A 26,168-nucleotide genomic window follows, 5' to 3' on the forward strand; every position below is an offset into this window, starting at 1 on the left:
AGCAATTTGCTCGTTTGCCATCCTGTAGTGTTACACCAAGTAGTTTAAACGCCAGGTGGTCATTTTAGCTGAATAAAGAGATCGGATAAGCGGCATCCCATTAATGCGGCTTATGAGGTTGATCTAAGGAATTGTATGAAATTAGCAAGTTTTTATCGCCCGCAGTCAGAAGAAAAGTCTTACGGTATTGTTACTGAACAAGGCGTAATTGATGCAGGGAAACGATTTTCGGACAAGTATTCCACACTGCAAGCACTATTAAATGAAGACGCGCTGGATATCCTGCAAGAGCTTTCCGGTTCCCCTGTCGATTACGCAACGGATGAGATTGTTTTTCTTCCTGTTATCGAATCGCCTGGCAAGATATTCTGCGTCGGAATGAATTATTCCGATAAAAGAAAAGAATTTGAAGAAAATAATAACGCTCCCACATTATTTATTCGTTTCCCGGATACTTTCAGCGCTCATAAAGATAATCTCATCAAGCCTGCAAGCAGCGACGAATTCGATTATGAAGGTGAGTTGGCCGTCGTCATTGGCCGTTACGCCAGTGCCGTCAAGAAAGAAGATGCGCTGGATTATATCGCTGGCTATAGCTGCTTCATGGACGCAACCGTGCGTGACATGCAGCATACCTGGTTCACCGCCGGCAAAAACTGGCGTCAAACCGGGGGCTTTGGTCCGTGGTTGGTGACCAGCGACGAGATCCGTGATCCTCAGGCATTGCCTATCGAAACTTTCCTCAACGGTATGCGTGTTCAAAACGACACCACCGGAAATATGATTCACTCCGTTGCCGATATTATCGAATATATTTCCCGCTTTAGTCCGTTGTCTCCGGGCGACGTTATTATCACCGGTTCACCAGGTGGCGTAGGTAAAAAAGAACGCCTCCGCTATTTATGAAAAGCGGCGATGTTATTGAAGTCAAAATTGGCGGTATCGGTACGCTGACCAACCAAATCGTTTCACAGGTTCTTTAACTTTGCGTTATAAGAAAGTGTAACGAAAAAGATGATGAGATTTCCTCCGTGCCTATGGAGGGAGTTTCATTCGTCTATTTGATGTTTTTCTCTTTATCTAATAATGTGCTTAAGCGACGTTAATGTATTTTAGAAACGTGTAAAGCCGCCGCCTTGTTTGCCTTAATTACCGCTTCACTCAACCCATCGCCTTTCAATATTGCGGCACATAACCTGCCCATAAAGCAATCGCCTGCGCCGTGCGTGCTGACTAATACTATTTTTTCGGCTTCGAGCGTTTGCGCATTTTCACCGCGAGTGCAGTACGCCACGCCCATTTCTCCGGCGGTGACCACTACGGTTGGATAGTGTTGACTGAGCGCCGTCGCAGCTGCCGCGGCCTGTTGCAGGCTGTCGACATTGATGCCTGACATATCACGCGCCTCAACGCCATTAACCACTAAAAGATCGATGCTGGCGACAAGTTGTGCTGTTAACTCTCTGGCGGGCGCAGCATTGATGCAAACGGGGATCCGGCGTTTTCTGGCTTCGACGGCGGCGCGAGTATTAATGTCGTCGGGCAGTTCGTTTTGCAGCAGGAGCATGCCGACGTCAGTCCAGAAGGAGTCCTCATCAAACTGTTCGCCATCGATTCGGGTATTGGCGTTTGACAGCACGACCGCGCCGTAATCGCCTTCCGCATCCGTGGTTGCCACGCTCATTCCGGAAGGCACCCCGTGAATGACCTCGATGTGCGTAACGTCGACGTGGTTTTCTTTCAGCACGCGAAGCAACCAGTTACCGTGATCGTCATCGCCAACGGCCCCTGAAAAAGCGACCTCGATGCCTGCCTGCGAGGCCGAAACGGCCTGATTGCCGCCTTTCCCCCGAATTTATAGGAACATCCGGTGCCGATAACCGTTTCGCCCTTTTCAGGGCGGTGGTGCGCGGCCACCATAATATCGTAATGCAGACTACCGACCACGAGGAGCTTGCTCATATTAGTATTCTCTCAAGTTTTTAACGGCCTGCTGAGTCTTGTTAAGGTTGAGCGCAGCTTTTTTCAGGTCTTTCCTGGCAATGGCAACAAACAGGGCATCCAGAATATTTAGCTGGGCAATACGAGCCGCCGCGTTTTCTCCAAGAAGATGCGAGCCCTGCGAGGTGGAATTAAGCACCACGTGGGACTCTTTCACCAATGTCGAGCCTGCATAATTGCTGATGGCAATGACCTTTGCCCCGTTTTTTGCCGCCAGCCTGCTTGGGTCAATCACCGTTCGCGTCATGCCGGAATGGCTTATGGCAATAACCGCGTCATCGTCATTCAATATTGCCGCCGACATCATCATGATATGCGCATCGTCATGTACCGTAGCCTTGATACCGATTTTAAGCAGCTTGTGCGATAAATCGCGCGCAACTGACGAAGAACCCCCTACGCCGTATAAATCGATATGTCGGGCCTTGAAAAGAATATCGGCGGCCCGATTGAATTCCGAAATATCCAGAATGGTTTTTGTTTCTTCAATTGCCTGAATAGAGGTGCGAAAAACTTTTTCAAGTAATTGCTCCGACGAGTCGTCAGGCCCAATTTCAGAATGGAGACTGGCCACGTCGGAATTATTGTAATAAATCAAACTCGTCCGGAAATCCCGAAATCCCGAGAAGTCCAATCTTTTTGCCAGTTTAACAATCATTGCTTCGGAGACAGCATTTTCCAGAGCGACTTCTTTTAATGACGTCTGTTCGGACAAATCATTTTTGGACGTAATGGATTCGACAACTTTTCTTTCGAGCTGCGTGAGTTGTGGCAACCTCATTCTAATATGAGCACCTATTGCTCGCGGGTCTTGCTTCATTACTTACCTCGTGTCGCTCGGTCAATCAGCATGGCTATAATAATGATGAGGCCGGTAGCAAGCAATTGATAAAAGGCCTGGATATTCATTAGTGTTAAGCCGGTCCGTAAAGAGCCTAAAATAATGGCGCCGATAATTGTTCCGATAATGCTGCCTTTACCGCCCATCAATGAGGTGCCTCCGATAGCGGCGGCGGCGATGGCGTCCAGTTCCCACAAGTTACCGAGCGTCGGCTCGGCGGCACCCAGTCGTCCAATCAGGATTAGCGAGGCCAGAGCCGCCAGCACGCCCGAGATAACATAGACGGTGACTTTGGTTCGCTTGACGGGAACACCGGCGACTCGCGCGGCTTCTTCGTTTCCGCCCACGGCCAGAATGTATTCACCAAGCGGCGTCTTGTTCATCAATATCCACGCGGCAATGGCAATGACCACAACGATAAGAATAGGGCAGGGAATGCCGAAGAGCGTGCCGGTCAGCGCACTTCGGAACTCGAGCGGAATGCCGAAAATCGGGCTGCCGCCGGTCGATATCAAGGCCAGTGCGCGAAACAGCGACAGGGCGCCCAGCGTGACGATAAAGGGTTGCAGGCCCGCGTAGGCAACCAGCACGCCACTGAACAGGCCGCACAATGCGCCGATGCCGAGCGTGCCGACAATGGCAAGCGGCACGGGAACGCCTGCCACCATCAACGTCGCGCCAAAGATGGCGGACAGGGCAGCGGTCGACCCGACCGACAGGTCAATCCCGCCGGAAATAATCACCAGTGTCATGCCGAGTGCAATCGCGGCGTTAATGGAAGACTGCTGCAGAATATTCAGTAGATTGGGCACGGTAAAAAATACCGGCGACAAAAATGAAAAGGTGCAGACGATAATAATTAATCCAATCAGCGTGCCTGTATCACGCAGATTAAATTTAAATAATGTTGAGGTACGTAAAGCAGGCATGGTTTTTCCTTGAGTGTTCATGTGTCAGCCTCTTTGTCAGTTTGCCTCCGCCTGAAAATAAGGCAGAGGCCAGCAGGGTTATTTTTTATTGAATACTTCATTGATGGCGTATTGTGCGATATTTTCTTCGCTGATATCGTCACCGGTTAACTCGGCTGCGATCTTTCCTTCTCGCATAACTAATACACGGTCGGAGATACGCATTATTTCCTGCATTTCTGACGACACGACGACAATGGCTTTACCTTCTTTGGCGAGTTTTTCAATCAGATTATAAATTTCCGATTTTGCGCCAATATCAATTCCCCGGGTTGGCTCATCAAAAAGAAATACTTGGGTATCTGCGGCTATCCAGCGGCCGATAATCACTTTCTGCTGATTACCCCCGCTTAATAAACCGATATGCTTTTCAATATCCAAAGGTCTCAATCGTAAATCGGTCATTACCTGCAATGCGCTGGCATCGAGACGGGACTTGTTGATAAATCCGCTTTGGGTATATTTGCGCATCTTGGGCAGCGCCATATTGACCGCAACGGAGCGCTGCTTGATGATGCCCTCTTTCTTGCGGTCTTCCGGCACCAGTCCGATACCGGCCTTGATAGCATTCGACACATTGAGATTGTGAATGTGTTTGCCGTTGACATAAATCGTGCCGCTGGTTTTGGCATCGATACCGGCAATCAGCTTCAGCAATTCGGTACGGCCCGAACCGACCAGACCCGCAATGCCGAGCACTTCGCCAGCCGTTACGGTAAAGGTGGCGGGCAGCACGTCATCGCCACGCCCCAGGCCTTCAACGCGCAAAATCTCTTTATCGGTCATAAAAGATTGGTGTTGCACCTTTTCAAGCTTGCGGCCAATCATTTTGGAAACGATGGTTTCTTCGGTTTCATCCTTGATATTGACTACGCCGACCTGACGGCCATCACGCATGATGGTGGCGCGGTCGCAGATCCTGAAGATCTCGTTCATTTTGTGCGAGACATAAATGATCGCCACATTCATCGATTTCAAATCGGCGATCAGCTCGGCCAGACGATCAAATTCGGTGGGCGTGAGGCTGGAGGTCGGTTCATCCATCGCAATAATCTTGGCGTCATCGAGCAGGGCGCGCGCTATCTCGACAATCTGTTGCTGGGCGACTTTCAGATTCTTGATGGGTTCATCGGGGTTAATCGACGGATCCAGCGTTTTCAAGATGGTGATGGCACGCGCCAGCTGCGCCTTCTTGTTAACAAACAGCCCTTTGTAGCGGGTAAGAGGACGGCCCAAAAACATATTTTGCGCAACGGAGAGTTCAGGAACGTGCTGCAATTCCTGATGGATCATCGCAATGCCCGCATGACGCGCCGAAAGCGGATTCTTCATTTTGACGACGGTGCCATCAACCTTGATTTCACCCGCATTCGCCTCGCGAACGCCCGAGAGAATATTCAGCAACGTGGATTTACCCGCGCCATTTTCGCCAATCAAGGCGTGCACTTCACCGCTGACGACCGAAAAATCCACGCCTTCGATAGCCGCTACGCTGCCGTAAATTTTGGTAATCCCCTGCATGCTTAAACGATAATTTTCCATAGCCCCTCCGCTGCCCCGTTATTCGGTAGTCTGATTATTTTTGCTGGTCGAGAAGCTGGCGCAGTTTCGCGTTGTCTTTGGTCGAGAAAGCGTCGGCATTGTCTTTGGTGATAAGCGCCTGCGGCGTCGAAACCACACGGGAAATCTTCTGGCCGTTAATCAGGCGCAGCAGGACATCCATGGCGACCTCGCCGGTCAATACAGGGAAGCTGTCAACCGTGCCGGTCAGCTCGCCGCGTTTGATAGACGCGTAGGCATCGGAAATGCCGTCAGTGCCGAAGACCGCCGTTTGTTTGCTTTTTCCGGCTGAACGCACGGCTTCGACCACACCCAGCGCCATGCCGTCGTTATTGGCATAGAAACCGACTAAATCAGGGTATTGCTGCAAAATTGTCGAAGCGGCATCGTAGGCTTTTTCACGGCTCCAGTTTGCCGGAACACTGGCAACCACCTTGAATTTGCCGTTGGCGGCGATAGTTTCACGAAAGCCTTTGGTACGCTGGCCTGCGGCATAAACGCCCGGCTGACCTTCGATGATGGCCACGCTGCCGCCGTTGGGATAATGCTCGATAAACCATTTCGCCACACGCACGCCGTTGTCTTTCTGCACGTTACCCACGTAGTGAGCGGCATTGGGCATGACCGCATCGTTGACGTTGACGACCGCAATACCTTTGCTTTGCGCCACTTCATACGCCGGTTGCAGGTTGGCATCGGTTTGTGGCGAAACCAGCAGGCCATTGAAGCCCTGGGCAATCAGCGTTTCGGCAATCGAAAGCTGACCGAGTTGATCGTCTTCATTGGCGGCCGCCTGGTAGGCGAGTGTAAAGCCGTCTTTATCTGCAATGTTCTTGTAACCCTGACCCAGCGAGCGCCAGTATTCATTGGTCAGCGTTTTGGAAACGCCGCCGATTTTCAGCTGCGCATTGGCCTTGGGGATCGGGCCGTATTTGGTGTCGAGCTGTGTCCAGTCGGTTCTGTCCGGTTCGGTATCGGACTGTAAAGGTGCCAGCTCGGCCGCATAGACGCTGGTGCTGAGCAGGGCGGAGGCAATGGCCAGTAAAAGCAGCTTTTTCATCTTCTATCCTTCATTTTGTAGGGTATCGGGACTTTTTTTAGGAATAAACAGCTTATTGAGTAAAGAGAATGTCATTAATGATGAGCTGTGAAGCCACTGCATCCTGCTCGCTAATGGCGGCGTGAAGCGCCGGATTGTCATCGAGTTTGTCGCAGAGCTTCAGCAGGCGGGTCACGGTAGCGATATTGGCTTCGGCTTCACGGACAGGATCCAACCCGCTGGCATCCGGGAACGTATCGAAATAGTACGCCCCCTGATAGCCGTCGCGTTTCATCTGCCACAGGAATTCGAGCGTGGCTTTCGGATTGACCGATGCGACCATTAATCCGTCGTCGCGCTTGCCCCAACCGTCGTTGCAGTCGAGTCCAAGCAGGCGGGAGCGGCGGGAAACCATCGCTGCGGCATAGGCCGGGATTTCATTGGCGTAGAGCACATGCGCGAAATCCAGGGTGATGCCAAGATTGGGGCAACCGGCTTCTTCAACGGCAATCAGGCACGTGGTGACATTTGGAAAGATGGCGAAGGCGCGCGGCTCGTTGGGTTTATATTCGATGCTGATATCGCAGTCTGGCGCGTATTCGGCAATCTCGCGCACGGCGGCAACGGCGTCTTCCCAGATCTTTTTGTAATCCGCCTGGAAGCAGTAGTCGAATCCATCCTGACCCATCCAGAGAGTCATCAGATTGGAACCAAACTCACGACCGGCATCGATACCGCGCTTGGTCAGTTCAATGGCTTTGCGACGAATCTCAGGATTCGGATTGGTAAAGGCACCAATTTTAAATTCGGGGGCATCCCAGCGCATCTGCATACCGTTGACCGCCAGACCTACGTCTTCGATGTGCTGGCGCATCCCCTTGATGTCGGTAGTGATGTGTTGTGGATAGTTCAAATCGAGATGCGTCAAACCTTTAACGGTCGATGCACGTTCAATCATTTGTAATGTGGAAGGCTTGCCTTTCAGTTCCGGCCAATACAGGTGTGCCCCCGAGGCAAATGAGTTCAGACGCGTAGCAAATTTGAGTTCAGACATTTGTCTTCCTTTGTGAATTGACCGTGATGTACTTTCCAACTTCACGTTATTTAGTAAAGTGGAGTAATTATTATCTCCCATGACCAGTTTTCACAAGCTTAAAAAATACTCAAATTGCGGATTTGAGAGGGCATTCACAGATCGTCAAAAAGTGAGAGCGCCTTTGAATAAGTGGCGTGATAATTGGCTTGTGAGCCAGATCACCTTTCATTTCCGAAGGGTAAAGAAATGAAAGGTAGAAGAGAAGAGAGCAGGAAGAGGAGGATTTTTATTTACTGGTCGAGTCCGTTTTGTGAAGTTTTGCGTTTCATTCGCATGGCGGCCACGGCGCAGAGGATGGCCATGAGCGCGATGATGGCACCCATCGGCCAGGGTGTGCCGTCGGCAAACCAGCCGACCAGCGACGCACTCAGGATCCCGGAACCATATTGCATGGCTCCGACCAGTGAAGAACACGCACCGGCATTCGTCGGCGTCGCAGCCAAAGCACCCGCTACGGCATTGGCGACGATAAATCCGTTCATTGCTGCAAAGATAAAGAAAGGGATAACCAGACCGGCCAGCCCGCCCCATCCAAACCAGGCATCTATCCCCAGCACTGTGCCGGCAAGGGCCGCTGTCAATGCGCCAAAGTGAAAGAGTCTTTCACTGCCAAAACGAGCGATCAGGCGACCGTTAAAGAAGTTTGTCGACATAATCCCTATCACATTGACTCCGAATAACAGGCCATACACCTGCGGTGAGACGTGGTAGTAATCGATATAGGCAAACGGGGTACCGGCGATAAAGGCGTAGAAACTGCAATAGTAAAAGCTGCTGGTCAGCGCAAATCCCATCACCTGTTTATTGCCGAAAAGTTCGGCGTAGTTGGCAAAGACGCGGCTGAAGGGTTCGGTGCTGCGCTTTTCGGCGGGTAGCGATTCAGGAAGTCTCCAGACGCCATAGAGGGCGACAAGTCCTACGGCGACCATCACCCAGAAGATATTGTGCCAGGAACTGATGGCCATTATCTGTCCGCCCAGAACGGGTCCCAGCAAGGGTGCCACGGCCATGAACAGAATCAGGGTCGAAAGCATCTGCGCCGAACGTTCCCGAGCGTAAAGGTCACGGACCATTGCGCGGGCAAGGACGGGGCCGGCACAGGCACCCAAAGCCTGAATGACGCGCCAGAAAATCATCTGCATCACGGAAGTGGAGAGGGCGCAGCCTGCGGACCCGATGATAAACAGGATCAAACCTAGGGCGATGGGCAGGCGGCGGCCATAGCGATCGCCTACGGGTCCCCAAATCAGCTGACCCAGGCTAAACCCGACCAAAAAGCCGGACAAGGTCAGCGCGATGCTGCCGCCCGCAGCCTGAAACTCGCGAGTGATGGTCGGCATAGCGGGTAAATAGAGGTCGGTAGACACAGAGGCCAAAGACATGAGGGCTGAAAGAATGACAAGAATAGTTAAATCGCGTCGCCGACGATCGCGGATGGACATCGATTATTCTCCTGAATGAGATAAGTTGATTGGCAGCGTTAATGATATCTCTGTAAGCGGTCGTCTATTAGCCGATAAATTCAGTATGCAGTTATGAATGTGATTCATTAAACGAAGGAGAGGGTATATATCGTGCAGTTTAAATATTTAACAATGACGAGAAAATAACCCCTTTAAAAGTTGGTTCATTCTATTAACATTCTGTTTCTTATAAAACTTTCTTAACAACTTCAGTGGCTAAAATTGCCACATCTCACGCAAATTTCTACACGCTATGACGTATTTTCAGCTGTATGATTTCAGGAAGGTTTAGGCGGCACAGAATAATCCGCACAAAAAGTCCATGGAAAATATACGCATAACTTTTTGAATAGTTATGATTTTTACAGTTTGGTTGTGCAAAATTGTTAACAAATTGGTCTGAAACAGTTATAGCGTTAACACCAAAACGAATCAGGTGGTACAATGCTGCGCTCTCGTTTTGACGCCAATATATTTGTTCGCTCAAGCTTGAGAAGACAGTAGCAACTATTACACTTTGTAATAACAATCAAATTACATAATTTCGGAGAGTGCCTGTATGTCTGGTATAAAATCCCAGTCGAGTCCCATACTCAGGCTATGGTGTTGTATATTAGGGGTTATTCTGACCGTCAGCGGCTTGTTTTTTGCCATTGAAGGTGGGAAGTTGGTTTCACTCGGTGGCAGCTGGTATTTCCTGATTGCCGGTATCGTGATGGTGTTGTCTGCTATCCAATACTTCCGCAGTAAATCTTCCGCTGTAACCTTATTCATTCTGGTGTTCATTGGAACGCTTATCTGGTCACTGTTTGACGCGGGTTGGGATTTCTGGCCGCTTATCTCTCGCTTGATGGTCCCTACCGGCTTCATGCTGCTGGGCTTCGCGACCTGGCCTACACTGCGCAAAAAAGAAGGCAAAACCAGCCTCGCCAAAATGTCCTACGGTTTCACCGTTGTGCTGGCAGTCGGTATGGTGGTTGCATTCGTGCAGATGTTCATGCCGCACCCGACCGTCGCCTTCAAGGGTAACGAACTGCCTTTGATCCCGGTTGATAAAGCAAAACAACAGAAAGACTGGGATAACTACGGTAACACGCCAGGCGGTGACCGTTTTGTTGCGTTGGACCAAATCAACCGCGACAACGTTAAAGATCTGAAAGTTGCCTGGACCTTCCACACCGGCGATACCCCAATCAGCCCGGGCGGAAACGGTGCAGAAGACCAGGAAACTCCGCTGCAAATCGGCGATAAAGTCTTCCTGTGTACTCCGCATAACAACGTCATTGCCGTCGATGCCAACACTGGTAAACAAATCTGGAAACGCGAAATCAACGCGCAGGCCCAGGTTTGGAACCGCTGTCGTGGTCTGGCTTACTTTGATGCAACCAAACCAATTCCTCAGCCTACCGTGCCGGGTTCCACGCCAGCAGCGCCAGTTTCTCTGGCCGCGGGTGATACCTGTCAGCGTCGTATTCTGATGAACACCATCGATGCGCGTCTGATTGCCATCAACGCCGACAACGGTGAGTTCTGTTCAGACTTCGGCAACAACGGTATCGTTGACCTGAAAGCCGGTATGGGTGATGCATCCGATCCTAAATATCAGCTGACTTCTGCTCCAACGCTTGCGGGGACTACCGTAGTGGTTGGCGGTCGTGTTGCGGATAACGTACAGACCGACATGCCTGGCGGCGTAATCCGTGGCTTCGACGTGGTAACCGGCCAGATGCGCTGGGCGTTCGACCCGGGCAATCAGGATCCGAATGCCAAACTGCAACCGGGCCAGACCTACGGTTCGCAGTACGCCAAACTCATGGGCGCCGATGTCCTACGACCCGGCCATGAACACCGTGTTCATGCCGATGGGTAGCTCGTCTGTCGACCTGTGGGGTGCAAACCGTAACCGTCTGGATCACAAATACGGCGCTTCCGTGCTGGCCGTTGATGCGACCACCGGTAAAGAGAAGTGGGTTTATCAGACCGTTCATAACGATCTGTGGGACTTCGACCTGCCTATGCAGCCGAGCCTGATCGACTTCCCGATGAAAGATGGCACGACGAAACCTGCTGTCGTAATCGGTGCGAAAACCGGTCAGATCTTTGTACTGGACCGCGTAACAGGTAAGCCTCTGACAGAAGTGAAAGAGCTGCCGGTTAAAACCCGTAATATTCCAAACGAGCAGTACTCCAAGACTCAGCCGTTCTCTGTAGGCATGCCTTCTATCGGTGCCGACAAACTGACTGAATCTTCCATGTGGGGTGCAACACCGTTTGACCAGTTGATGTGTCGCATTAGCTTCAAGTCAATGCGTTATGATGGTCTGTTCACCGCGCCAGATACTGACAAGTCTCTGAGCTTCCCGGGTTCACTGGGCGGAATGAACTGGGGCGGTATGTCTACCGATCCTAACAACCATTACATCTTCGTGAACGACATGCGTCTGGGCCTGTGGGTACAGATGATCAAGCAGAACAACAACAACGTTGCCGCAAGCAACGGTGGTGAGTCTGTTAACACCGGTATGGGCGCAGTTCCGCTGAAAGGCACCCCGTACGGCGTAAACAAAGACCGCTTCATGTCTCCGCTGGGTATCCCATGTCAGAAGCCACCGTTTGGTACTTTGTCTGCGATTGACCTGAAAACTCAGAAAATCGTCTGGCAGGTTCCGGCCGGTACCGTGCAGGATACAGGTCCGTTCGGTATCAAAATGCATGCGCAGATGCCAGTTGGTATGCCAACTCTGGGCGGTACGCTTGCAACGCAGGGCGGCCTGGTGTTCATCGCGGGTACTCAGGACTACTACCTGCGTGCATTCGATGCCTCAACCGGTAAGGAAGTCTGGAAAGCACGTCTGCCAGTAGGCAGCGGCGGTACTCCGATGAGCTACGTTTCACCGACCACCGGTAAACAGTACATCCTTATCTCGGCAGGCGGCGCTCGCCAGTCACCGGATCGTGGCGACTACGTGATTGCCTACGCACTGGACAATAAATAAGATTTAAATCTTATGGATGAACCAAGCCCCTGCTGGAAACAGCCGGGGCTTTTTTTATTACTCGACTCTGCATTTTGTCTGAAAAGGGGCGCTCTCGGATCCATGCTCTCGCACCATTAGGCGGGAGCGAACTCCCGCCTGTGGGTTGCTTTACCGTGTAGATTCGCAGGCTATGACAGCCTCAATCTTGTTATTACCGAGTTTGGATTGTAACTCCCAGTAGTTGTTACCGATTATCTGCAAAAGAATGATAATTCTCAGACAGATAACCACCAGATTCAGTATTTTCAGGGTTTGCGACATCATAGTCTCCGACTCTTGCCTTTCGGCGGGTAAGAGGCTAACCTGATGTTTCCAAGCATGCAGATAGGCCTCGTTTTGATTAATTTCAATTCGGGGCTTTTCTCTTTCTGTCCTCTGCATACCTGCTACTGCAAACACTCACCGTATAAAACAAGACGTCATGCTCGGGACAAAAAGATCCAGAGCACCCGCAAGCAGTCTACCTGCATCGCAACTGCAAAAACTCCCAAAGTGAAATATAAATAATTGATTTAAATGAATTAAATGAGCGATTCCTAAAATGACGCAGATAAAAAAATGGCTTCCGGGGAAGGAAGCCATTGTAGAAGTGTAATCCCGGCACGCCGCGAACGATTACTCGGCCAGCTTCTTCCTGACCTTGCTCACGTCATCGGCCGTTACCGCCGGCGCGTTATTGCTCCAGCCCTGACGAATAAAGGTTGATAGCTGCGCCACCTCCTCGTCGGAAAGACGCGCCTTGAAGCCCGGCATGACAAGTGTTGAAGGCGCTCGCGCCGTTGAAGGCTGCTGCGCTCCCATCAAAATGGTATGTACCAGACCGGTGGGGTCCTGCGCGTTGACGAGAGTGGCCTGATCCAGTTCCGGGAATACGCCTGGTGCGCCTTTACCCGTCACAAAGTGGCAGGCTGCGCAGTTATCCAGATACAAACGCTCGCCTTCGCTCAGGTTTTTCGCAGCCGTCAGTTTTGCTTCGGTAGCGTTTGCGGCCTGCGTATTGGCCGGAGGAATCGCCGGATTACCGCCCAGGAATTTCAGGTAGGCAGCAATCGCCTTAAGATCGGCATCGGTCATATACCCCGTGCTGTTCTCCACGACAGAGGTCATTTCTCCGCCGACCGCCGCTTTGTCGTTACGACCCTTGCCGAGATAATCGACAATTTCCTGCGCGTTCCAGTGGGCAACGCCGCGTAACGAAGGCACGTCCCAACCATTGAGATTACCGCCGGACAGGAACTTCGCGTCGCTGCTGTCGAGCGCCTTTTCATTCATTCCCAAACCACGAGGCGTGTGGCAACTGCCGCAGTGACCCAGACTCTCCACCAGATACGCGCCGCGATTAATTTCGGCAGACGCGCCGCCAATCGGCTGGAACGGTTTGTCGGAGGTGAAGGCCCAGTTCCAGAGCTTCATGCCCCAACGCTGACTGAACGGGAAACTGAGTTCGGTTTTCGCCGGTACTTCCGCGCTGGGTTTCACGCCCTGCATAAAATAGGTGTAAAGCGCGTGAATATCTTCATCGCTGGTTTTGGCGTAATCCGGATAAGGCATTGCCGGATACAGACTGGTGCCGTCCGGCAATACGCCTTTGCGCACCGCATCGGCAAACTGCTGTTCGCTGTAGTTTCCGATCCCGTGTTCTTTATCCGGCGTGATGTTGGTCGAATAGATAGTACCGAGATCGGATTTTATAGCCAGTCCGCCCGAAAAGGCCGGTTTTCCGGGCAGCGTGTGACAGGCAGAACAGTCACCCAGACGAGAAATATACTCGCCCTGTTTGATTAGCTGCGCATCATCGGCCTGCGCCTGCATCATGAAACCCGCGCCCATCAACACGACATTGGCCATTAATATCGTCTTTAAATTCATCATGTTCATGTCACTTACGCCTGTACCAGTGGGCCGGGATTTTTCAGATAGTGATCTTTAATCGCCTGTGCCGCCATCAGTGTGATCGCGCCAATCGTATCGGTTGGGTTAGCCTGGAAGTTCTGCGGAAACGCGTTGCCACCCGGCACGAAGACGTTGTGCACATCCCAGCTTTGCAGATACTTGTTCAATGCCGACGTCTTCGGGTTATCGCCCATCACTGCGCCACCCACATTGTGGGTTGAGACGTATTTGGTCAGGTCGAAGTGAGCATCCATCGGCAGGAAACTTTCGCTATAGCTGTCCGGATTCAACTCTTTGGTGATGTTGCCGACGATCCCTTTCAGATACTGTTGCAGCTTAAGTTCATTCTCTTTCCAGTCGAAAGTCATGCGCAGCAGCGGATAGCCGTATTCGTCCTTGTAGTTCGGATCCAAATCGAGATAGATATCGCGATAAGACTGGCAGGTCGTCGTGATGCTTATCTTCATCGAATGCCCGTACCACTCCTCCATGCCTTCTTTCCAGCCTGTGCCCCAGGTCGGCGTGCCTTTTGGCAGCGAAGTGCTGATAGGTGTGCCCGTAGCCTGCGAGCTGTGGATCTTGGCACCGCCGATAAAACCAAGGCCGGGACCGTCGAAGTTACCCGGCGAGATATCGTTGATCATCTGGCCTGTTGCGCCTGCGGTAGCGAACGGATTGAAGTTTTTATCCTTGAAGAACAGCGTCGAGCCGCCGTTGCTCAGGAACGCATAGTTGCGCCCGACCACGCCTTCTTCCGTGAGGGGGTTGTACGGCTTGCCGATGCCGGACAGCAGCATCAAACGCACGTTGCAGAACTGGAAGCTGCTCAGCACCACAATCTTCGCAGGCTGGAAGCATTCGTTGCCCTGCGCGTCGATATAAATGACGCCTTTGGCGGTTTTCTTGTCGTCGTGCAGCACCACTTTCATCACGTTGGCATGAACTTCGTAGGAGAAGTTGTCCATACGTTTCAGCGCATCCATGACTGCCGTTTGCGGCGAGGCCTTGGAGTAGTTAAGGCACGGGTATTTACTGCAATAACCGCAGTAGTTACACGGCGCTATCTGGTTGCCGTAGGGATTGGTCCAGGCACGAGACACGCAGGCTGAAGGGTTCGGGAACGGGTGATAGCCCATCTTTTTGGTCACGTCGGCGAACATGCTGCTGTTGAGGGTATCTTCCAGCGCCGGCAGCGGATAAGGCTCCGAGCGCGGGCCTTCGAACGGATCGCCGCCTTCCATGATTTGGCCGCGCAGGTTGCCGGTTTTACCGGACTGCCCGCAGATATTTTCGAATTTGGTGTAGTAAGGCTCGATTTCGTCCCAGCTGAACGGGAAGTCCATGATCCGCATGTCTTCCTGCAGGATCCCGGGCTTGTAGGCCTGATCGGCATAGGTTTTCAATTTGAGATCGGTCGGCGTCGGGCGAATCAATACCGCCGTCCAGTGCAGGCCGGATCCTCCTACACCGGTACCTGGCGCAAACGCGCCCCATTTACGGGTCGGCAGCGCGGTTTCGCTCATGTTGTAGCGCACAGTGACTGCGGCTTCGGCCGGGGTGGCCATCACTTTGTTTCTTACCGCGTAGGCGTATTCATCCGCCGGTTTCGGGTAGGCAAACTCTTCATAGCCGCGATCGCCGCCGCGCTCCAGTGCGCGGACTTTGAGTCCTGCCATGGCCAGCTCAATGCTCATCAGCGAGCCTGCCCAGCCAAGGCCGACGACAACGACGTCGACTTCTTCTTTGGTTACTTGTGCCATCTTTAATCCTGTCAAATCATCAAAAAACGGAAAGGGGTGATCGCTGTGTCTGCTAGGCGCGTGCGCCGGACAGACTGACGGGACCCAGGGGATAAGGGATGTTGTGCTGTTTCACCCATTCCGTGTAGCTGGCACGCGCGCCCGGGAATCCGATGGCAATCCAGGCCTTCATGCCTTTGTTACCGCCATAGATAGGGTCGGCGAGATAGCCGTGCTTGGTATCGGAGAGCAGTTCATTGAAAAACTGCGAAGCGACCAGCGACTCTTCACCCATCTGGGCGAAAGAGATGCCGTTTTTCTGAAGTTTGGTCAGAAACGTCGTCTTTTTCCGCTTCCGTCAGGTCGTGGAAAGCTTTTTGATGATTCTGCCGGCACCAGGTGTTGGCCATCTTGATGCCCATCTTGTAGATCTGCTGCGGACGATAGGGAAGTTGATAACCCATGGTGGCAGGCGCATGTACGTTGAAGGGACCTTGAAGATAGATCTCTTCGCCAAATTCGCCGTGCATCTGCTGGTCAATAAAGATAGGCACGTTGGTTTCCAGCGCGCCCGGCGCTTTGCCTTTTCCGCCTGCGGGGATCAGACGGTCGGCGGCGGCCATAATAAATTGCCACTCTTCGGCGCTGAAAAATACGGGCTTGTAATCGAGTAATTCGGGTGCGGCCATTTCGGCAGCCTGTGCGGCAGTTAATCCTTTCATCAGGATAGTGCTGACAGGCAAAGCCATTATTGACCCAAGCAAGAACTTGCGGCGGGTAGTTTTCTTTTGAAGGAGCATAGCACTACGACTCTCACTGGCTTAAATGTTAGATGAGGGTTAATTTTTATAATCGTTTGGGTACAAATTTATAATATCATCGTCACATTAAAAAAGAATATATAAATTCCATATAATTTGTGTGCGTAGCATGCGCTAAAAGAAGTTCTGCCAATTAATTATTATTAATTCATTGATAATAAAACGTTATTTATGGTGATCGTTGCCAGTTAACGCGCAAGGATTATGCGATGGCGAGAGGGTTTAATGACGCATAGAGATTTATATTTCCGGGAAAGAGAGCGGGGAAATATAATCACGGCCCTAAAGAACCTGTTATTAAATGTTGGTTTTGTTAGCTAACATTTCTAACATAATAAACAAATAGGAGTGGTTATCATTCATTTTTATATGACGTTAAAATAATCTGACTTAAATAATGATACTGAACATTGATAAGCGGTGAGGAGTTATTTTTTAAGGAAAGACTAAAATAATAAAAGGCGGGGAATAATAAAGCCGCATGCCGATAATAGACTGCGGCCTCTAAAACACTACGCAGATTCGCGAACGACTAACGAGAATCCAATATCTACAACGTGCTCGGCAATCTCCAGCCCTTCGATTTTATCGGCCAGCATGGTGGCGGCCTGTTGACCCATGCGCGATTTGTCCACACACACGGTCGTGATGGCGGGTCGATTATGGGCCGCAAAATTGAGGTCGGCAAAACCTATAACTTTGAGATCCTCCGGGACACGCAAACTCCGGGCCTCGGCTTCCATAATCACACCCTGCGCCAGCGTATCCGAGGTGCAGATAATCACATCGAAGCGCTCGCTTTTTTGCAACAGATGACGAAAGGCAGTGCGCCCAACCTCCATATTGGCCGGCGCGGGCAGCGTAACTTCTTCGACAACGTTTTGCGGGTCCTGACGTAACACGTCGATGGCGCTGTTTTTGCGTACCTGCGCGCGACGGTCCGAAGCGCAGACCATGCCGAAACGTGAATACCCTTTACCCAGAAAATAGTGCCCTACGGCCTGACCTATTTTTTCATGTGAAAAACCGATCAGCATATCCAGCGGCGTGGGGGTGAGATCCCAGATTTCAACCACCGGAATATTGGCGTTGAGAATGATCCGCTTGAGTTCCGAAGAGTGGTGAATGCCGGTGAGCACGATGCCATCAGGGCGTCGCGAAAGAAGGGTCGCTACGATGTCGGTTTCGGAATCGGTGTCATAGCCGACAATACAGAGCAGCATATGATAACCCCGCAACGCCAGCTCATCGCCAATCGCCTGCACCGTATCGACGAACATGTTGTTGTTGATTTGCGGCACCACGACAGCAATAAGTTTGGTGCGGCGCGTGGTTAAGCCACCGGCCAGCATATTGGGAATATAACCGGTCAGGTTGACCGCCTCCATGACTCGGGCCACGGTCGTGGGGCGCACGATTTTTGGGTTGTTCAGCGCACGGCTCACTGTCATTGGAGAAAGACCTGCGGCTTTGGCGACATCCTCCAGCGTGGGGGAACGAGAGAGAGATTTGTTAGGATATTTTTCGTAATTCAATGCATTTTCCACAGGTTACTTGAGCCAACTCGCGCTGGAAAAGGAAATGTTTGCGCAAACATTGCGCCTTGCCCCCATAATATCCCTCTATTCAGTTAGGTTAAAGTGTTCAATTATTGTTACTAAAAATAATATCAATGGTTACGAGCTAGTGTATTATTTTTAAAGATTATTCTCGTGTACTGACTATCACTGATGGAGAGTCCAACATGCCAGAGATTGTGGTTTACGCCGTAGAAGGCCGCTCGGTCGAGCAGAAAAGCACATTGATGAAGAAAATTACCGAAGCCGTGGTCGAGTCGCTGGACGTGGATGCCGAACGTGTTGTGGTATCGATTGTGGAAACCAAAGCGGAAAACAAATCGCGCGGCGGAGTTCCATTCAGCGAGCTGAACAAGAAGTAAAAAACCCGCCAACAGGCGGGTTTTTGTTTTACACAATCAGCTTATTCAGCCGTTTTGTAGCGCTCGAGCCAGTGAGCATACGGTGCAGGCAGCACCCATGATGGCTCTTCTTTTTCCAGCACTTTCGCCGCCTGATAAGACCAGTTCGGGTTCGCCAGGTGCGCGCGTCCGACCATGACCAGATCCAGCTGACCTTTCTCGATAGCCTGGTCGGCAATCACCGGTGAATCTATACCCCAGGCAGAGGCTACCGCGATATCCGCCTCTTTACGCACACGCTCGGCAATCGGGGCCAAAAAGCCCGGCGCCCAAGGAATGTTGGCGCTCGGCGTCGAGAAACCGATGCTGACGCTGAGCATATCCAGACCACCCGCGCGGAATTTTTTAGTCAGCGAAATCGCTTCTTCCAGCGTCTCTTCATCGCGGCCATCGTATTCGATAACGCCGAAACGCGCAGTCAGCGGCAGATTTTCCGGCCATTCCCTGCGAACGGCTTCCAGCGTTTCCAGCAGGAAGCGACTGCGACCTTCCACATTGCCGCCGTAGGCATCCTGACGCTGGTTGGCGTGAACGGAGAAGAAGCTTTGCGCCAGATAGCCGTGGGCAAAGTGCAGTTCGATCCACTCGAAACCGGCATCACGTGCACGGCGGGTTGCCGCCACGAAATCCGCCTTGACGCGATCGATATCGGCCAACGTCATTTCATGCGGCACTTTCGGCAGGTTGGCGCCAAAGGCGACGGCGGAAGGCGAAATCGTTTCCCAGCCACGGCTGTCGCCCGCCGCGATATGGTCGTCGCCTTCCCAGGGCAGGTTGGCGCTGGCTTTACGGCCCGCATGACCAATCTGGATGCCCGGTACGGCTCCCGCCGCTTTAATCTCTTTGGCAATCTGCGCCAGTTGCGCGGCCTGCTTTTCGTTCCACAATCCCAGACATCCCGGGGTAATGCGGCCTTCAGGTGATACTGCCGTTGCTTCGACAATCACCAGACCTGCACCGCCGCGCGCCAGACTGGCATAATGCACACGGTGCCAATCATTGGCGACACCGTCTACCGCGCTGTACTGACACATCGGTGGAATGGCGATGCGGTTGCGCAGTGTGACGTCTTTTAACTTGAAGGTTGAGAATAAACCGGACATATCAAATCTCTGAGTTGAATGGGAATCTCTGTCATCATGCTCCTGCACCCTCGTCAATTGATTGCCAATCGGTGCTGTCATCTTTGCAATGACGTGAGCGATACTCGGGATTCTGTCAGGCTCTATATCTAAGTGCTTCAACCAGCAGCGAAAATGCCTTGGTATGCTGTTTGCGGCTGGGATAATAAAGATAATAGCCCGAGAAAGGCGCGCACCAGTCTTCAAGCACTCTGACCAGCGTGCCGTCGGCCAGAGAGCGTGAGACGGCATCTTCGGGTAGGTACACCAGACCAAAGCCGAGCTGCGCGGCTTCCAGCCGTTGCCGAAGACTGTTGAAGGTCAGTTGTCCATCGACTCGCGCCTTGATCTCCTGCCCGTCCTTTTCAAACTCCCAGGCATAGATGCCGCCGAGCGTGGGCAGTCGCATATTGATACAGCGATGATTTTGCAGGTCCTGCGGCGTCATGGGAATGCCGTATTTTTCGAAATAGGCAGGTGCGCCGACCACCGCCATGCGCAGTTCAGGCCCGATACGCACGGCAACCATGTCTTTCGCAACCTGCTCGCCCAGACGAATTCCTGCATCGAAACGACCGCTGACGATGTCCATAAGCGCATTATCGACGATAATCTCGACGTTGATATCCGGATATTCGGCCAGAAAATTTTTCAGCACCGGCCACAGCGCGGAATCCACGGCGTGCTCCCCGGCGGTCAGGCGGATATTGCCGGTAGGGCGGTCACGCATATCGCTCAGAGCATCGAGATGGCTCTCGATTTCGGCAAAATGCGGTCCAATGCTGTCCACCAGTTTTTCACCCGCTGCAGTCGGGGCAACGCTGCGCGTGGTACGGGTCAGCAACCGCACTTCCAGCCGTTCCTCAAGTCCTCTAATCGCATGGCTGAGAGCCGATTGCGACACGCCCAGTTTGGCCGCCGCCCGCGTAAAGCTGCGTTCTCGCGCCACCACCAGAAATGACATTAAATCGTTAAAGTTTTCTTTAAGCATGAGATGACCTTTTGCGGGAGCGATGCGGTTGCGCGGCACTTACGCTGCAATGTTTCCAGAGTCGTCTTTTTAACATATTTTCTGCGTCAAATTTATGAGCCTGATTCATAAGTGTTAACGCGATTGGGGTTCGCATATCTTCCTCGAACGACATGCGTACGCCTGTGTCTGCCACCCTGGCGCAGGATCATTTTTTGATAAAGTTTCCAGCTTGAAGATAACGATAAAAGGTGCGATTATTGCGCCGCTTTGGCATACCTTGCCATCACGCACAGAGATTTCCTTCGCTTATTCGCGACAGCTCAAGAGGGTTGCGGCACATGACCGGTTTATCACATCGCATTGCCTTGCAGTGCCCGAGAACATTGATGATGACGCCAGCGTGCAACGACCTCCACACTTTCTGTTTCTCGCCCGTTGCCAACCCTTTCATGCGGTAAGGCTACCTTTGCTCGTGGTTAGGCATGATTAAAAATAGAGCGAAGCTCTGATTTTACTGATGTCTATCAGACGTGGCCAAGACGGTAAATCGTTCTGAAACGGCTATGCTTATGTTAAGTAACGCCTGATTAACTCTCGAGCTCACCTCTTAGCCAACGTCACTTTGCCGAGCCGGTGTCTGCGCGTGGGTCTTTCTTGTCACTGTCTGCCTGCGTCGAACAAACCTGCTCATTGCCGTGCCCCTTGGCACACCCTCTTACTTAACCGTTTGAGAGTCCTGTAATATGAAACAGTTAAAAATAGCAGCAAGCGCCTCCGTGGCATCCCATCTCGACACACCGCGTGGCGTAGTCAGCCTCGATGACGCGGACTACACCGACATTGCGGCGATAGTGATTTCCGTGGATGACCTGAATAACGGCAGGCTGGCAGCCGTCGAAGCCTTGGGATTCAGTATCCCTGCGTTTGTTGCAGTACAGGGAGCGGAACAGGTTTCACCCCAGTTTTTAGCGGCGCTAAAGGGCGTGTTCGCTCTGTCGGATGCCAATCAGGCGTTCTATGCCGCGCAGCTCGAAGCCGCGGCCGATGAATACGAGCAGGGCCTGTTCCCGCCGTTTTTCGATACGCTGAAAAAATACGTCGAGATGGAAAATTCGACCTTCGCCTGTCCGGGGCATCAGGGCGGCGAATTCTTCCGTCGTCATCCGGCGGGTCGTCAATTTACCGAATTCTTTGGTGAAAACATTTTCCGCGCGGACATGTGCAACGCCGACGTCAAACTGGGCGACCTGCTTATCCACGAAGGGTCGGCCAAAGATGCCCAGAAGCACGCGGCCAAAGTGTTCAGCGCCGACAAGACCTATTTCGTGCTCAACGGCACCTCGGCCGCCAATAAAGTGGTGACCAATGCGCTGCTGACCCGTGGCGACCTGGTGCTGTTCGACCGCAACAACCATAAATCCAACCACCACGGCGCACTGTTGCAGGCAGGCGCGACGCCGGTCTATCTCGAAACCGCGCGTAACCCGTTTGGTTTTATCGGCGGTATTGATGCCGCCTGTTTCGAAGAGCGCTATCTTCGTAAACAAATTCAGCAGGTTGCGCCGGATCGCGCGGAAGAGAAACGGCCTTTCCGTCTGGCGATTATTCAGCTTGGCACCTATGACGGCACGGTTTACAACGCCCGTCAGGTGGTAGAGAAAATAGGCCATCTGTGTGATTACATTCTGTTTGACTCGGCGTGGGTCGGCTACGAGCAGTTTATCCCGATGATGAAAGAGTGCTCGCCGCTGTTGCTGGAACTCGACGAAAATGACCCCGGGATTATCGTGACCCAGTCCGTTCACAAGCAGCAGGCCGGTTTCTCGCAGACTTCGCAGATTCATAAAAAAGATAATCACATCAAAGGACAGAAGCGCCATTGCAGCCATAAAAAGCTTAATAACGCCTTTATGATGCACGCGTCCACCAGCCCGTTTTATCCGCTGGTTCGCCGCGCTCGATGTCAATGCGCGGATGCACGCGGGCGGCAGCGGCCGACATATGTGGATGGAATGCGTGAAGCTTGGAATCGATGCCCGCAAAATGCTGCTGAAGCAGTGTTCGATGATCCAGCCGTTTGTGCCGCCAACCATCGACGGCACGCCGTGGCAGGATCACGACACCGAAAAAATGGCCAACGATGTGCGTTTCTTCGATTTCGTACCCGGTGAACGCTGGCACGCCTTTGCAGGTTATGCCGAGAAGCAGTATTTTGTGGACCCTTGCAAACTGTTGCTGACTACGCCCGGCATCGATGCGAGCAGCGGTAAATATACCGAGTTCGGTATTCCTGCGACCATTCTTGCCAACTATCTGCGCGAAAACGGCATTGTGCCGGAGAAATGCGACCTCAACTCCATTCTGTTCCTGCTGACGCCTGCGGAAACGCCTGCGAAAATGCAGCATCTTGTCGACGAAATCGCCCGTTTCGAGCGCTATATCGAAGAAGATGCATTGCTGAGCGAGGTATTGCCCACGGTTTATCGCAAGAACGAAGAACGCTATCGCGACTACACGATTCGCCAGCTGTGTCAGGAAATGCACAATCTTTATGTCAGCTTCGACGTCAAAGAGCTGCAAAAAGAGATGTTCCGCGAGAAAGGCTTCCCGCAGGTGGTGATGAACGCGCAGGACGCCCACAGCGAGTTTATTCGCGACAACGTAGAACTGGTGCCTATCAGTGAAGCAGAAGGGCGCATTGCGGCCGAAGGTGCGCTGCCTTATCCGCCGGGCGTATTGTGCGTGGTGCCGGGCGAGCTGTGGGGCGGAGCAGTGCAACGCTATTTTCTGGCGCTGGAAGAGGGCATCAATATTCTGCCGGGCTTCTCGCCCGAACTGCAGGGCGTCTATGTCGAGAAAAAGCCGGTCGGCTGGAAGCGCGTCATGGGTTATGTGATAGCCGAATAACGCCAAAGCGTAACAGGAAGATGAACGGAGCCTTATGGCTCCGTTTTTTATTAGGGCGCGGGCTGATGTCCGGTAATGGTCGCGATAAAGCTGGGATATACAACGCCCAGTATGCCCGCGCACAGCACATCGTTTATCTGCACGCGCGTTTCGGCATCGAAATACTCGCCAAAGGCGCTTTCCAGCGCGGCGCTTGCAAGCAGCGGCGTGTTCATCAGCGCGGTTCTGGCCGCCAGATCGTTGCAGAAGGCGGTGGCCATTTCACTGCTGCTCGGGAAGGTCCTCTCCACCTTTATTTTTAATTTTTGATTGTTCTCGATGGCGTGAACGCCGGTGAAAGTAAGGAAATCTGCCGTTTCTCCGACCATATTCAGACCTGCCCGCATGACATTGTTAATGGCGAGTGCGCCATGCAGCGGTGGATTAAGGGCCGCCGCCGCGCCGGAAGGCGAAGCCAGCGCGCTCATGGTCAGCGAGACGGCAAGCTGATTCGGCACATAAAGGCCTGCGGCGATGAGGGTGCTTTTTTGCGCACCGTAGTGCGATGCGTGAATCCCAGCGCCGATTGCAGTCCTTCGCGAAGCAGGCTGTAACCCTGAAAGGCGACGAGCGTCGAGGCGAGTCCGCTCAATACGCCGGTAGAGCCTGCGGCCACCAGCGCCGCCGTGGAGACCAGAATATTAAAGGTGCGGGAATACTGGGTTATCTGGGTTTCGGTGCCCTGCACGCGATCGCGAATAGCGCCCAGCACATTGAGCAGAGTCGGCATCAATCCGGCCACGGCGGCCAGCGTAAATCGCATTTCGCGGCTTGCGGAACAGGCGTTAAGCCCGGACTCAACCTCGAAAGCAATAACCTGACGCGCCAGCGTGGGCACCGCCACGCACAGGCCGGTGCGCATCAGGGTATTGAAGGTATTGCCAAGATAGCGGCAGAGATAGCCATCACAGGACAACAGCAGGATTTTGCTCAGCCGGGACCAGCCACCACGGGCATCGAGGCCATTTGCTTCTGACTCGGTCACAAACGAGGGCAGATCATGCAGGGCGCGGCACAGGTTGCTGTCATCGGGGGGCGTATTGTCGAGCACATAGCGAGACAGCGTGCGCTGCAACTGTTCTGCATCGAGAGGTTGTTCGGTCAGGGCCTCTGCCGACTGCATTTCGGCGGCATGCAGGATGTCGTCGAGCGTGTTCAATGCGGCCTGTATTTCGGCATCGCTGGGGCGTTGCAGCGCCTCGAATACCTGCTCGGTCAGTTGCTGGCCGCGGTGCGCAAGGTCAAGATACTCGAGTGACGAAGGATTGACGGCGGCAGACTCGAAGCGGTCGAGTCGGGATTCGGAGACGGCGGGTTGAATGGCGGATGAGGAAATAGCGTTTAGCGTCATGAATGGTCCACGAAAATTGCCCTACGGATGAATCAGATGAGGGAGGTGATTACGTAGACTAAGTTAAGAAAAAATTTGGCGCGAGATTCTCATTTTTCGACCAAATTCGCCGTATCGGCAGCATTTTCGGAGCAAATGCAAAAAAACGGAGACCGTCATCAAGGGTCTCCGTTTCGTTACATCACAGGGCGGTTAGTCAGTACGACGATAACTGCGCTGTGTATTGTTCACTTTATACAGATAACGGCGCGATTCACCGGATGGATGGCGACTCACCAGCGTGTCGTAGACATCGCCCGGCGACATATTGTTGATAAGATCAAACGCCCGCGTCTTGTCGCTCGAGAATACGCGCAATACGCTGCCTGCACCGCCGTTATAGGCGGTAATCACCGCATAACGCCGCGAAGTCGGATTGGCGATACCGGCCAGATAGGAGTTTTGCAAAATGGCGAGGTAAGCCGTACCGGTATTGATATTATTCGCCGGATCAAACAGATAGCTGCGGCTTGGTGTGCCCCAATGGCCTTCTGACTTGAACACGTCGGCACCGGCAGTACGTTGCACCACCTGCATCAGACCCAGTGCATCGGCATTGCTCACCGCATACGGGTTAAAGGCGGATTCGGTCTGCATTATCGCCAAAATCAGCGATTGATCGACGCCGTACCGTGCCGCCGCTTCCCGTACCAGCGGCAGATATTTGTGCGCACGCTTGTCCAGGTGGTTCGGCACCATCTGAATGGTGACGGAATAGATGATATGCATGCCGGACTGGCGCTGCTGGAGCTTGTATTGCAGCAGGTAGCTTGCGAAATTGTTGGCGCGGCCTTCCCAGCGAATCGGCTGGCCGGTGTTGTCCAGCACCTGACCGTATAGCATCGGCTCTTTACTGATCTGGATGTCGTTGGCGTCGGAATAGAGGTCAACGCCGGTGGCATCTTCACCGACCAGCAAGGTCTTCACGATAGCCAGACGCAGTTTGCCGACCGGATCGGTTCCCGAAATCGTTTCGAGAGTAATGGTACCCGAATCAAAGTTGATGTGGCTTCGGGTTTCATACTGATCGCTATATTTGACGTAATCTTTGGGTCCGGCGATCAGAACTTCATTAATGCCCCAGATGTTTTCGATGTTGTGGGCAAATTGGCCCATCAAAATGTCAAACCCGTTGGTATCTTTGACGTAATTTTCGTTAAACGGATTTTTTTGCTGCTTGAACAGGAAATCAGTAATGGCGCAATAAGGAGCAACGCTAAAATTTTCTTCATCTTAATAGCCGTATCGTGATGAAAAATAGGGCCGCTATTCGCGTGAATAGAGGCCCCAATAATCGACAA

General features: G+C 52.5%; 14 protein-coding genes and 6 pseudogenes. 4 read left to right on the forward strand and 16 right to left on the reverse strand.

What is annotated here, in order from left to right; translation table 11 throughout:
- Positions 1-135: 135 nt before the first annotated feature.
- Positions 136-983: pseudogene (locus tag O1V66_RS20535) on the forward strand (fumarylacetoacetate hydrolase family protein).
- A gap of 119 nt (positions 984-1,102) precedes the next feature.
- Here the strand turns inward: O1V66_RS20535 and O1V66_RS20540 are convergent.
- The 7 genes and pseudogenes from O1V66_RS20540 to O1V66_RS20570 form a co-directional block, all read right to left on the reverse strand.
- Positions 1,103-1,962 (reverse strand): annotated as a pseudogene (locus O1V66_RS20540) (ribokinase).
- A gap of 1 nt (position 1,963) precedes the next feature.
- Positions 1,964-2,821, reverse strand: coding sequence for a MurR/RpiR family transcriptional regulator (locus O1V66_RS20545; RefSeq protein WP_045049167.1), 858 nt, complete (start codon positions 2,819-2,821; stop codon positions 1,964-1,966).
- Positions 2,821-3,792, reverse strand: a complete 972-nt coding sequence (locus O1V66_RS20550; RefSeq protein ID WP_045049168.1) for an ABC transporter permease — start codon at positions 3,790-3,792, stop codon at positions 2,821-2,823. Before O1V66_RS20550 ends, O1V66_RS20545 begins: the two co-directional genes overlap by 1 nt.
- 57 nt (positions 3,793-3,849) lie before the next feature.
- Positions 3,850-5,352, reverse strand: coding sequence for a sugar ABC transporter ATP-binding protein (locus O1V66_RS20555; RefSeq protein ID WP_045049169.1), 1,503 nt, complete (start codon positions 5,350-5,352; stop codon positions 3,850-3,852).
- A gap of 34 nt (positions 5,353-5,386) precedes the next feature.
- Entirely contained in the window at positions 5,387-6,430 is a 1,044-nt protein-coding gene (locus O1V66_RS20560; protein ID WP_045049170.1) for a sugar ABC transporter substrate-binding protein, read from the reverse strand.
- A gap of 52 nt (positions 6,431-6,482) precedes the next feature.
- Entirely contained in the window at positions 6,483-7,463 is a 981-nt protein-coding gene (locus O1V66_RS20565; RefSeq protein ID WP_045049171.1) for a TIM barrel protein, read from the reverse strand.
- A gap of 272 nt (positions 7,464-7,735) precedes the next feature.
- Entirely contained in the window at positions 7,736-8,947 is a 1,212-nt protein-coding gene (locus tag O1V66_RS20570) for a Bcr/CflA family multidrug efflux MFS transporter (protein ID WP_045049172.1), read from the reverse strand.
- Positions 8,948-9,527: 580 nt separating this feature from the next.
- Here O1V66_RS20570 and O1V66_RS20575 point away from each other — a divergent pair.
- A pseudogene (locus O1V66_RS20575) lies at positions 9,528-11,964 on the forward strand (glucose/quinate/shikimate family membrane-bound PQQ-dependent dehydrogenase).
- A gap of 657 nt (positions 11,965-12,621) precedes the next feature.
- Here the strand turns inward: O1V66_RS20575 and O1V66_RS20580 are convergent.
- The 4 genes and pseudogenes from O1V66_RS20580 to O1V66_RS20595 form a co-directional block, all read right to left on the reverse strand.
- Positions 12,622-13,854 (reverse strand): c-type cytochrome, encoded by a 1,233-nt coding sequence (locus tag O1V66_RS20580; RefSeq protein ID WP_414058490.1) that lies wholly within the window; start codon positions 13,852-13,854, stop codon positions 12,622-12,624.
- A gap of 35 nt (positions 13,855-13,889) precedes the next feature.
- Positions 13,890-15,659 (reverse strand): GMC family oxidoreductase, encoded by a 1,770-nt coding sequence (locus O1V66_RS20585; RefSeq protein ID WP_045049176.1) that lies wholly within the window; start codon positions 15,657-15,659, stop codon positions 13,890-13,892.
- A 52-nt stretch (positions 15,660-15,711) separates the two neighbouring features.
- A pseudogene (locus O1V66_RS20590) lies at positions 15,712-16,438 on the reverse strand (gluconate 2-dehydrogenase subunit 3 family protein).
- A gap of 533 nt (positions 16,439-16,971) precedes the next feature.
- Positions 16,972-17,994 carry a LacI family DNA-binding transcriptional regulator gene (locus O1V66_RS20595; protein ID WP_045049178.1) on the reverse strand — a complete coding sequence of 341 codons (1,023 nt, stop codon included), beginning with the start codon at positions 17,992-17,994 and terminating at the stop codon, positions 16,972-16,974.
- Positions 17,995-18,203: 209 nt separating this feature from the next.
- On the opposite strand from O1V66_RS20595, the gene O1V66_RS20600 reads away from it, so the two are divergent.
- On the forward strand, positions 18,204-18,398 hold the full coding sequence (locus O1V66_RS20600) for a tautomerase family protein (protein WP_045049179.1): 195 nt from the start codon (positions 18,204-18,206) through the stop codon (positions 18,396-18,398).
- A gap of 41 nt (positions 18,399-18,439) precedes the next feature.
- On the opposite strand, the gene O1V66_RS20605 is transcribed toward O1V66_RS20600, so the two are convergent.
- On the reverse strand, positions 18,440-19,540 hold the full coding sequence (locus O1V66_RS20605) for an NADH:flavin oxidoreductase/NADH oxidase (RefSeq protein WP_269127995.1): 1,101 nt from the start codon (positions 19,538-19,540) through the stop codon (positions 18,440-18,442).
- Positions 19,541-19,655: 115 nt separating this feature from the next.
- Positions 19,656-20,549, reverse strand: coding sequence for a LysR family transcriptional regulator (locus tag O1V66_RS20610; RefSeq protein WP_045049231.1), 894 nt, complete (start codon positions 20,547-20,549; stop codon positions 19,656-19,658).
- Positions 20,550-21,274: 725 nt separating this feature from the next.
- Between O1V66_RS20610 and speF the strand changes: the two are divergent.
- Positions 21,275-23,438: pseudogene (gene speF / locus O1V66_RS20615) on the forward strand (ornithine decarboxylase SpeF).
- A 50-nt stretch (positions 23,439-23,488) separates the two neighbouring features.
- Here speF and O1V66_RS20620 read toward each other — a convergent pair.
- The 3 genes and pseudogenes from O1V66_RS20620 to mltC form a co-directional block, all read right to left on the reverse strand.
- The gene (locus tag O1V66_RS20620; protein WP_269127996.1) at positions 23,489-23,935 is read right to left on the reverse strand and encodes a hypothetical protein; all 447 of its coding nucleotides are present in this window, start codon (positions 23,933-23,935) and stop codon (positions 23,489-23,491) included.
- A complete protein-coding gene (locus O1V66_RS20625; RefSeq protein ID WP_269127997.1) occupies positions 23,908-24,828 on the reverse strand; it encodes a hypothetical protein in 921 nt (306 codons plus the stop codon). The genes O1V66_RS20620 and O1V66_RS20625 overlap by 28 nt, the downstream gene beginning before the upstream one ends.
- Positions 24,829-25,020: 192 nt before the next feature.
- Positions 25,021-26,099: pseudogene (gene mltC, locus O1V66_RS20630) on the reverse strand (membrane-bound lytic murein transglycosylase MltC).
- Between the last annotated feature and the right edge of the window lie 69 nt (positions 26,100-26,168).

Source organism: Rouxiella chamberiensis, assembly GCF_026967475.1.
Taxonomy (GTDB): Bacteria; Pseudomonadota; Gammaproteobacteria; order Enterobacterales; family Enterobacteriaceae; genus Rouxiella; species Rouxiella chamberiensis.

Coding starts and splice junctions, on each gene's coding strand:
- O1V66_RS20545 (WP_045049167.1), bottom strand. CDS start 2,821: ATGAAGCAAGACCCGCGAGCAATAGGTGCTCATATTAGAATGAGGTTG.
- O1V66_RS20550 (WP_045049168.1), bottom strand. CDS start 3,792: ATGAACACTCAAGGAAAAACCATGCCTGCTTTACGTACCTCAACATTA.
- O1V66_RS20555 (WP_045049169.1), bottom strand. CDS start 5,352: ATGGAAAATTATCGTTTAAGCATGCAGGGGATTACCAAAATTTACGGC.
- O1V66_RS20560 (WP_045049170.1), bottom strand. CDS start 6,430: ATGAAAAAGCTGCTTTTACTGGCCATTGCCTCCGCCCTGCTCAGCACC.
- O1V66_RS20565 (WP_045049171.1), bottom strand. CDS start 7,463: ATGTCTGAACTCAAATTTGCTACGCGTCTGAACTCATTTGCCTCGGGG.
- O1V66_RS20570 (WP_045049172.1), bottom strand. CDS start 8,947: ATGTCCATCCGCGATCGTCGGCGACGCGATTTAACTATTCTTGTCATT.
- O1V66_RS20580 (WP_414058490.1), bottom strand. CDS start 13,854: ATGGCCAATGTCGTGTTGATGGGCGCGGGTTTCATGATGCAGGCGCAG.
- O1V66_RS20585 (WP_045049176.1), bottom strand. CDS start 15,659: ATGGCACAAGTAACCAAAGAAGAAGTCGACGTCGTTGTCGTCGGCCTT.
- O1V66_RS20600 (WP_045049179.1), top strand. CDS start 18,204: ATGCCAGAGATTGTGGTTTACGCCGTAGAAGGCCGCTCGGTCGAGCAG.
- O1V66_RS20605 (WP_269127995.1), bottom strand. CDS start 19,540: ATGTCCGGTTTATTCTCAACCTTCAAGTTAAAAGACGTCACACTGCGC.
- O1V66_RS20610 (WP_045049231.1), bottom strand. CDS start 20,549: ATGCTTAAAGAAAACTTTAACGATTTAATGTCATTTCTGGTGGTGGCG.
- O1V66_RS20625 (WP_269127997.1), bottom strand. CDS start 24,828: ATGACGCTAAACGCTATTTCCTCATCCGCCATTCAACCCGCCGTCTCC.